Genomic DNA, 6666 nt, shown 5'->3' on the forward strand with positions numbered 1-6666 from the left:
CGCGTGGATCTGGCCGGTGTACAGCGCGTGGTAGATCGACTCGTGCGACAACGAATCCTGTTGCTCGCGCCGTAGCCAATGGGCGATCTGGGTGGGTGACCAACCACGTTCTAGTTTCACCGCGACCAGGCTCGACAGCGCCGGGTCGCGGTGAATACGTGTGGGTTTCGGGCGGCGGGCGTTGCGCCACGCGCCCGCATCGGCGGTGGCGGCGCGGTACGTGCTGGGCCCGCCGTGGTGAGCGATTTCCCTGCTGATACTCGTGTGATGGCGCCCCAGCCGCGTGGCGATGGCTCGGTACGACAAGCCGGCAGCGATGCCGCGGGAGATCTCTTCACGTTCACTCATCGTCAGGTGGCGTCGGTTCCGGGCGCGCGGCGGCGGCTTCACTCCGCCATAGCGGCGCAACAGGGTCCTGACTGGGGTCTGGCTCACGCCGATCGTGCGGGCGATAAGTCTGACCGACTCGCCCTTCGCCCACAACGCCCAAACGTTCTCTTGCTGCTCGTTCGACAATCCGGCCATGACACCCACGATCCACTAGCGGTGGTGGTGCGTTGACCGGTTGAATCCGCCACCGTTTGAGCCACTCGACGCCAGGAGCTCTACCCCGTTCAGGCGGAGCCTCCTTGCTGCCCATGTCCTGCGATGACACAGTGGGCTCATGGGTAAATCGGGTTTCCCACGACTACTGCACCCCACCGTCGACGCCGTCAACGTACGAGACGTCGCAGTCTTCTACGGCGAACTGCTGGGCCTTAACCATGACGCCGACGTTGCCGATGGTGAGCCGCAGTGGGTCGAACTCGTCGACTCGACGGGAGCTGTCAGGCTGGCCGTGCAGCGTGTCGATTCCCTCACCCAGACCACCTGGCCTTCGCCAGACGTTCCGATGCAACTGCATCTTGAGTTCATCGTCGATTCCCGCGACGAGTTGTCGCGTCACGTCGAACGTGCGTGCGCTCTTGGGGCCATAGTGCTTATGGATCGTTCCGATGAAAGAGACGAACAGGTCTTCGTGCTGGCCGATCCCGCCGGCCACCCGTTCTGTCTGCTCTCTCGCGTCTAGCTGTACTGACCGGGGACGTTGATCGAGTCCCCGGTCAGTACAACTAACCCGCTTTACTGATGACTTTCGGCGCGTCGGTGAGGCCGCGTGCGCGTCGGCTCGCTGGCCGCTGCCGCACCATCGCCCACGACCGTCTCCGACCTACTGACCGCACCCACACGTCGCCGCCGCATGTGCGAAAACGGTGGCGGATCCAACCGGTCAACGCACCGCTGATGGTGCTCAGGCTATCGGCGTAAGCGTCGTGGGATGAGGCCCAGTCGAGGACTTTGCGGGGCCGTTTCGTTGATTCGCCGTCGTTTCTGCTACACACGCGGCGGAGTGGTTCTGCACGTAGTTGAGCTACTGAAACATGTGACTTCGTCTGCTGAATGGCGGGGTTCTTCGGTCGCTTCGTGGCGGGGTCAGGTGACACCGATGACCAGGGTGCTCTGTGCGGCTTCGATGACGTCGTTGGTGATGGTGTCGAGTTCGTTGATCTTCAGGACCCGCTGGATCTGGGGGAAGAGGCGTTCGAGGAGCCGGAAGTTGCCGCGGGTGATCCGTGCGATGGCTTGGGCGTCGGTGAAGTCGTCGGGGTCGAGGGTCTTGCCGAGGGATCGCCAGTGTCGCTCGAGGACGAACAGCAGTTCGTCTTGTCCCAGGGGCCGGTACTGGTGGGCGAAGCCGACTCGGCTGTAGAACTGGGGGTAGTGGCTGAACTGCTTCTCCAGGCCGGGCATGCCGATCAGGATCAGGGCGATGTCGTCGCGGTCGTAGCGATCGCGCAGCAGTTCCAGAGCGGCGGGACGCAGTCGTTCGGCCTCGTCGACGATGATCAGCTCCACGTAGTTCCTGCCGTGTCGCCATCCCCAGGCCTCGGGAGTGGCCGTGCCGGGAGGTACGAGGTGCTGCTCGATGCACATGTTGGTGCGGGTGATGGCTTGGGTCAGCTCGTCCTTCAGGGTCCGCGGGGTGGTCAGCACGCTGGGGGTGTAGAGCACGGTGCGGCTCCGGTTCAAGGCGGCGTAGATCTTGGCGTCGTTGTCGGAGCGCGGCCCCCAGTAGGTCAGCAGGTCATGAGCCTTCTCGTAGTGTGCGTAGCGGCGCGCGGAGAGTGTCTTTCCTACGCCGGCTGATCCGAAGCACAAACCGATGGTGTGCCCGCGGCGCACGGCGTCGGCGAACTCGGTGAAGCGGCGGTGCTCCTTGGTGACGATGAAGCGCTGGCTCACCTGAGGTCCTCCTTGTAGATCTTCAACGCCGACCTCGGCGCCGGAGCCGGTGCTTCGGTGATCCGTGGCGTCTCGGTAGGTGCGGCCACGAGGGCGATGCGTTCGTTGATGCCGGCTCGCAGCGCCCGCCGGCGGGCGTTGCGCGCGGCCTGGATCTCCTTGAGGCTGACCTTCTGGTCGTGGTGCTCTTGGTTGACGGCCTTGCAGACGAATTCGTCGTGATCGAAGACGCGGATCTCGGTGATGTCGCGGGGGTCGTAGCGGATCACGACCGAGCGTCCGACGTAGCCGGCCAGAGTTGGCGAGACGTAGCGCAGGCCCTGAAGGCGGATGCCATCGCGGCGCACGACGCGGGTCTTGGCGACGGTCAACAGCAGTCTGTCGAGGTCTTCCAGGCTCTCGGGCATTCGGGGCAGCCAGCCATCGGCGATCCACGCGCTGCGCGGGGAGGTTCCGAGCTCGCTGTGCGTGCGGTCGTTGTAGGTGGCCACGAACGCCTCCAGGGCGCTATCGAGGGCGGCCAGGGACAGTTTCGGTGTCGGCCAGGGGTGCCCTTCGGTGATGTGTCCGGGCAGGGTGGCGAGTAGCTCGGTGTTGATGGTGCCGAAGAACCGCTCGATCTTGCCCCGTCCCTGGGGTCGGGCGACGGTGGAGTGGATCAGTCGGATGTGGAGGTCGACGGCGGTGTGGGCGAGCTGGTCACTGGTGAAGTCGCTGCCGTGGTCAACGTAGAGCACGTCGGGCAGGCCGCACATCGGCCAGGCCGGGTCGGTCTTGTGCCAGATCGCTTGGCGCAGCGCCAGGGCGGTGTTCATCGCCGACGGTGCGCCCAGGAAGACTGTGTAGCCGCAGACCGCCCGGGAGCAGTCGTCGAGGATCGTTGTCAGCCATGGCCGTGCGGGCTTGCCGTCGGTGCCCACCACCAGGATGTCGAGCATGGTGTGATCGGATTGCCACATCGCGTTGGGCAGCTCTGCTTGCCGGCGTAGCACCAGCTCGTGCTTGTCGCGGTAGGACGCTGCGCCCTCCAGGGCGAAGGTGACCATGCCGGGATCCAGGGTCCGCACGATGTCCCACACCACCGAGTAGGAGGGGACCGGCCACCTCCGGGCGGCGCAGATGCCCGTGACTTTGCGATGGATCGTGGCGATGGCCGCCCGCGGCTTGCTCAGTGCCAGGCCCTCGATCAGGTCGACGAGGTCGGGCGGAAGGCGGCGGGAGCCGGCGTCCGCCCGTGAGGCTGTCTCCAGTCCGGCGTAGCCGTCGGCGCGGTAGCGGGCGTGCCAGCGCTCCAGGGTCCGCAGCCCTACATCGGTCTCGCGAGCTAAGCGCGCGAGGGGCACCTGGTCCTCGACGTGGAGCCTGAGGATTCGCCACCGCGCTCGAGCGTCCACGACGCACCTACTGCAAGGCGTTCTCGCGCCCGCGCTCGGCGCGCTGAAGGGCGCGGTAGACCGTGGAGCGGCCCACGCTGAACAGCTCGGCCAGCTCGCCCACGGTGTGCTCGTCGGCAGCATGTAGCTGGACGAGGTGAGCTTCTTGCCGGGGGGTGAGTTTCGGTGACTTCCCGCGCAGCCGGCCCTTGGCCTTGGCGACCTTCATCCCCTCGCGGGTGCGGGCACGGATGAGGTCGGCTTCGAACTCGGCGACCATCGCCAGCACGTTGAACAACAGTTTCCCCATCGGGTCGGTCGGGTCGTACACCGATCCGGCGATGCTCAGCTTCACTTCCCGCGCCGCGAGGTCGTCGGCGATCTGGTGGGCATCACGGACTGAACGCGCCAGCCGATCGAGCTTGGTGACCACGAACGTATCGCCGTCCCGACAGGCAGCCAGCGCCTGCCGCAGGCCCTCACGGTCGGCGTTGCGGCCCGTGAGCCCGTGATCGACGTAGATGCGCTTGGGATCGACGCCGAACGCCGCGAGTCCGTCACGCTGCGCGGTCAGGTCCTGCTCGTCGGTGGAGACTCGGGCATAGCCGACCTTCAAGGGGGACATGCTCCCCAGTGTGTCATATAGCCTCCCTTCACCGGACAGTTCACCGGACGGGTCTTACGGGACAGCCCGCCAGGCGTGCCGTCGTTCCTCTCGATAAGTAGCGGTGGTGTCCGGTGAGGGTTCCCCTTACGGGCATGCGATCTGGGCTGACGCCTGTGACCGAGTGTTCAGTGCGCGCTGTATAGTTCAGTCCATGTTGACTATTGCTTCGCGTCTCGACGTGATGAACCGCCTGGGTCGTGCACTGGCCGACCCCACTCGATCCCGGATCATCTTGACCCTGCTCGACCATCCCGCTTACCCGGCGGAACTGGCCCGAGATCTGGACCTGACACGCCCGAACGTGTCCAACCACCTGGCATGCCTGCGCGATTGTGGGATCGTCGTCTCCGAGCCCGAGGGTCGTCGGACACGATATGAGATCGCCGATTCGCACCTGGCGCAGGCGCTGACGGCACTGGTCGATGCCACCCTGGCAGTGGACGAAGACGCCCCGTGCATCGATCCCGCCTGCTCGCTTCCCGGATGCGACGCAGCTGGGGAGGGCGCATGATCCTCACCTCGGTCTTGCAGGCGATGGGCCTGTTCGCAGCGACCAACATCGACGACATCATCGTGCTCTCCCTCTTCTTCGCGCGAGGGGCAGGCCAGCGCGGCACTACCGCCCGCATTCTGGCCGGCCAGTACCTCGGATTCGCCGGCATCCTCGGTGCCGCGGTCCTGGTGACCATCGGTGCCGGAGCATTCCTGCCCTCGGCAGCCATCCCGTACTTCGGTCTCATCCCTCTGGGCCTCGGCCTCTGGGCCGCATGGCAGGCCTGGCGCGGAGACGATGACGACGATGACGACGAGGCCAAGGTTGCCGGCAAGAAGGTCGGCGTGTGGACAGTCGCAGGCGTCACCTTTGCCAACGGCGGCGACAACATCGGCGTCTACACCCCTGTCTTCCTCAGCGTGGAACCTCTCGCAGTAGTCGCCTACTGCATCGTCTTCCTCGCGCTCGTCGCGGTCCTGGTGGCCCTGGCAAAGTTCGTCGCCACCCGCCCCCCGATCGCCGAAGTGCTCGAACGCTGGGAGCACATCCTCTTCCCCATCGTTCTCATCGGCCTCGGCATCGTGATCCTCGTCAGCGGCGGAGCCTTCGGACTCTGACGTAGCGGCAGCGATCCAAACGGCCCCGACCGGGCGCACCCCTCTCGGTTCAGACCGCGACACCTACCTGCAGCCAGTCCTGCGTGATCGCGGCAACAAGACCGCCACGGAGCGCTGCAAAAACTCCGCCACCAAGCGAACGAAGCCACATGAAACATGTAGCAAAACTACGTGCAGAACCGCGTGTAGCAGAACCGGGCCAGGAGTGATGATTTTTGCTACGCAGCTCATAGCTCCTCGTCCGGCTAACCGCCCCGTCTGATCCCAGGGTGAGTAGCGGCTGCTCCGGCAGTAGGAGTGCCCGGCTGCGACTGCGCCTCACATTCGATTGAGGATCTGCTCCTTCTTGGCCTCGAACTCTTCGGGGGTCAGGATGCCGGCGTCGCGCAGCTCTCCGAGCTTTCGTAGCTGCTCAAAGGGGTCGGGCGCAGAGGGGGACTCGCGGGGGTGCTCGGTGGTGGCCTGTGCGGGGGTGCTCGTTCCGGTCGGGACGGAGGCCGTGGCTTCGATGTTCATGCGGATGGCGTCGGCTAGGGCCTTGCCGTTTGCCTTGTCCATCTGGGTGAACTCAGCCTTGTTGCCTGAGGCGAAGATGATCAGCTTGCCCAGAAGCATCCCCGTTTCCCATTGCACCGACGAGATGCGGTTCAGCGGGAAGTCTTCGGTCTGCGAGTTGGTCCATCCCTCGTAGGTGAAGAGGACGCGATGTGTCGTCAAGGTGAGCAGACCGTTGCCCTTGCCGTACAGGCCTGATGCTAGGGCTTTGACCTCCTCGCCCTCCATGAGGTGGGAGGGGAGCTTGCGTATCTCGCGTCCAGCGCCGACGCGGGCGCTGGACGGCGTGCGGTCGAGTACCGCCTGGATGTCAGGGCGGACTTCCTCAGAGTTCTTCCGTGCCATGAGTGAATCCTAAGCGTGAGTTGGAGCGCAGGGGGGATGCTTGAGCTAGTCGGTCTGCATCCCTTGCCGAGTCAGCCGGCGTGGCTGGTGCAGAAACGACCGTTTGAGCTACACGCGTAGCGTCCACACGGTCACCACGATCGCCCCTTCAAGTCCACCTCGCCGGTCGGCCACTCAGCAGCATTGCCATGCACCGGCAGGATGAAGAGGGGGTGTCCTGCTGGCGAGGCGATCGCGCGTCCCTCTCGGCTGATCCACCGTTCTGGCGCTCTGATGCGCTGCCACCCAGATGAGGCGTAGAACGGCACGACAGACTCGGCGCAGCCGAGGAAG

General features: G+C 65.3%; 8 protein-coding genes and 1 pseudogene. 3 read left to right on the forward strand and 6 right to left on the reverse strand.

Annotated elements, in window-relative coordinates; genetic code table 11:
• Positions 1 to 525 (reverse strand): helix-turn-helix domain-containing protein (locus tag Q9R22_RS13100; protein ID WP_311254295.1); only part of this gene is annotated, 525 nt, incomplete at its 3' end.
• Between the two features lie 139 nt (positions 526 to 664).
• On the opposite strand from Q9R22_RS13100, the gene Q9R22_RS13105 reads away from it, so the two are divergent.
• On the forward strand, positions 665 to 1069 hold the full coding sequence (locus tag Q9R22_RS13105) for a VOC family protein (RefSeq protein ID WP_131333168.1): 405 nt from the start codon (positions 665 to 667) through the stop codon (positions 1067 to 1069).
• Between the two features lie 404 nt (positions 1070 to 1473).
• Here Q9R22_RS13105 and Q9R22_RS13110 read toward each other — a convergent pair whose 3' ends face one another.
• From Q9R22_RS13110 to Q9R22_RS13120, 3 genes are read right to left on the reverse strand one after another with little or no spacing between them, the layout of a single operon-like run.
• Positions 1474 to 2283: an AAA family ATPase gene (locus tag Q9R22_RS13110; protein WP_131333169.1), complete on the reverse strand. Its 810-nt coding sequence runs from the start codon at positions 2281 to 2283 to the stop codon at positions 1474 to 1476.
• Positions 2280 to 3677 carry a Mu transposase C-terminal domain-containing protein gene (locus Q9R22_RS13115; RefSeq protein ID WP_131333170.1) on the reverse strand — a complete coding sequence of 466 codons (1398 nt, stop codon included), beginning with the start codon at positions 3675 to 3677 and terminating at the stop codon, positions 2280 to 2282. The genes Q9R22_RS13110 and Q9R22_RS13115 overlap by 4 nt, the downstream gene beginning before the upstream one ends.
• Positions 3678 to 3684: 7 nt before the next feature.
• Positions 3685 to 4281: a recombinase family protein gene (locus Q9R22_RS13120; RefSeq protein WP_010534181.1), complete on the reverse strand. Its 597-nt coding sequence runs from the start codon at positions 4279 to 4281 to the stop codon at positions 3685 to 3687.
• Positions 4282 to 4474: 193 nt separating this feature from the next.
• Between Q9R22_RS13120 and Q9R22_RS13125 the strand changes: the two genes are divergently transcribed.
• Positions 4475 to 4834 (forward strand): helix-turn-helix transcriptional regulator, encoded by a 360-nt coding sequence (locus Q9R22_RS13125; RefSeq protein ID WP_006590980.1) that lies wholly within the window; start codon positions 4475 to 4477, stop codon positions 4832 to 4834.
• Positions 4831 to 5433: a cadmium resistance transporter gene (locus Q9R22_RS13130; RefSeq protein WP_311254296.1), complete on the forward strand. Its 603-nt coding sequence runs from the start codon at positions 4831 to 4833 to the stop codon at positions 5431 to 5433. Before Q9R22_RS13125 ends, Q9R22_RS13130 begins: the two co-directional genes overlap by 4 nt.
• A gap of 318 nt (positions 5434 to 5751) precedes the next feature.
• Here the strand turns inward: Q9R22_RS13130 and Q9R22_RS13135 are convergent, their stop codons facing one another.
• Positions 5752 to 6333 (reverse strand): SHOCT domain-containing protein, encoded by a 582-nt coding sequence (locus Q9R22_RS13135; protein WP_131333171.1) that lies wholly within the window; start codon positions 6331 to 6333, stop codon positions 5752 to 5754.
• 131 nt (positions 6334 to 6464) lie between these two features.
• Positions 6465 to 6666 (reverse strand): annotated as a pseudogene (locus Q9R22_RS13140) (GNAT family N-acetyltransferase); the annotation flags it as partial.

Origin of the sequence: Kocuria sp. PD6, from assembly GCF_031844145.1 — a bacterium.
GTDB classification, from domain to species: domain Bacteria; phylum Actinomycetota; class Actinomycetes; order Actinomycetales; family Micrococcaceae; genus Kocuria; species Kocuria marina.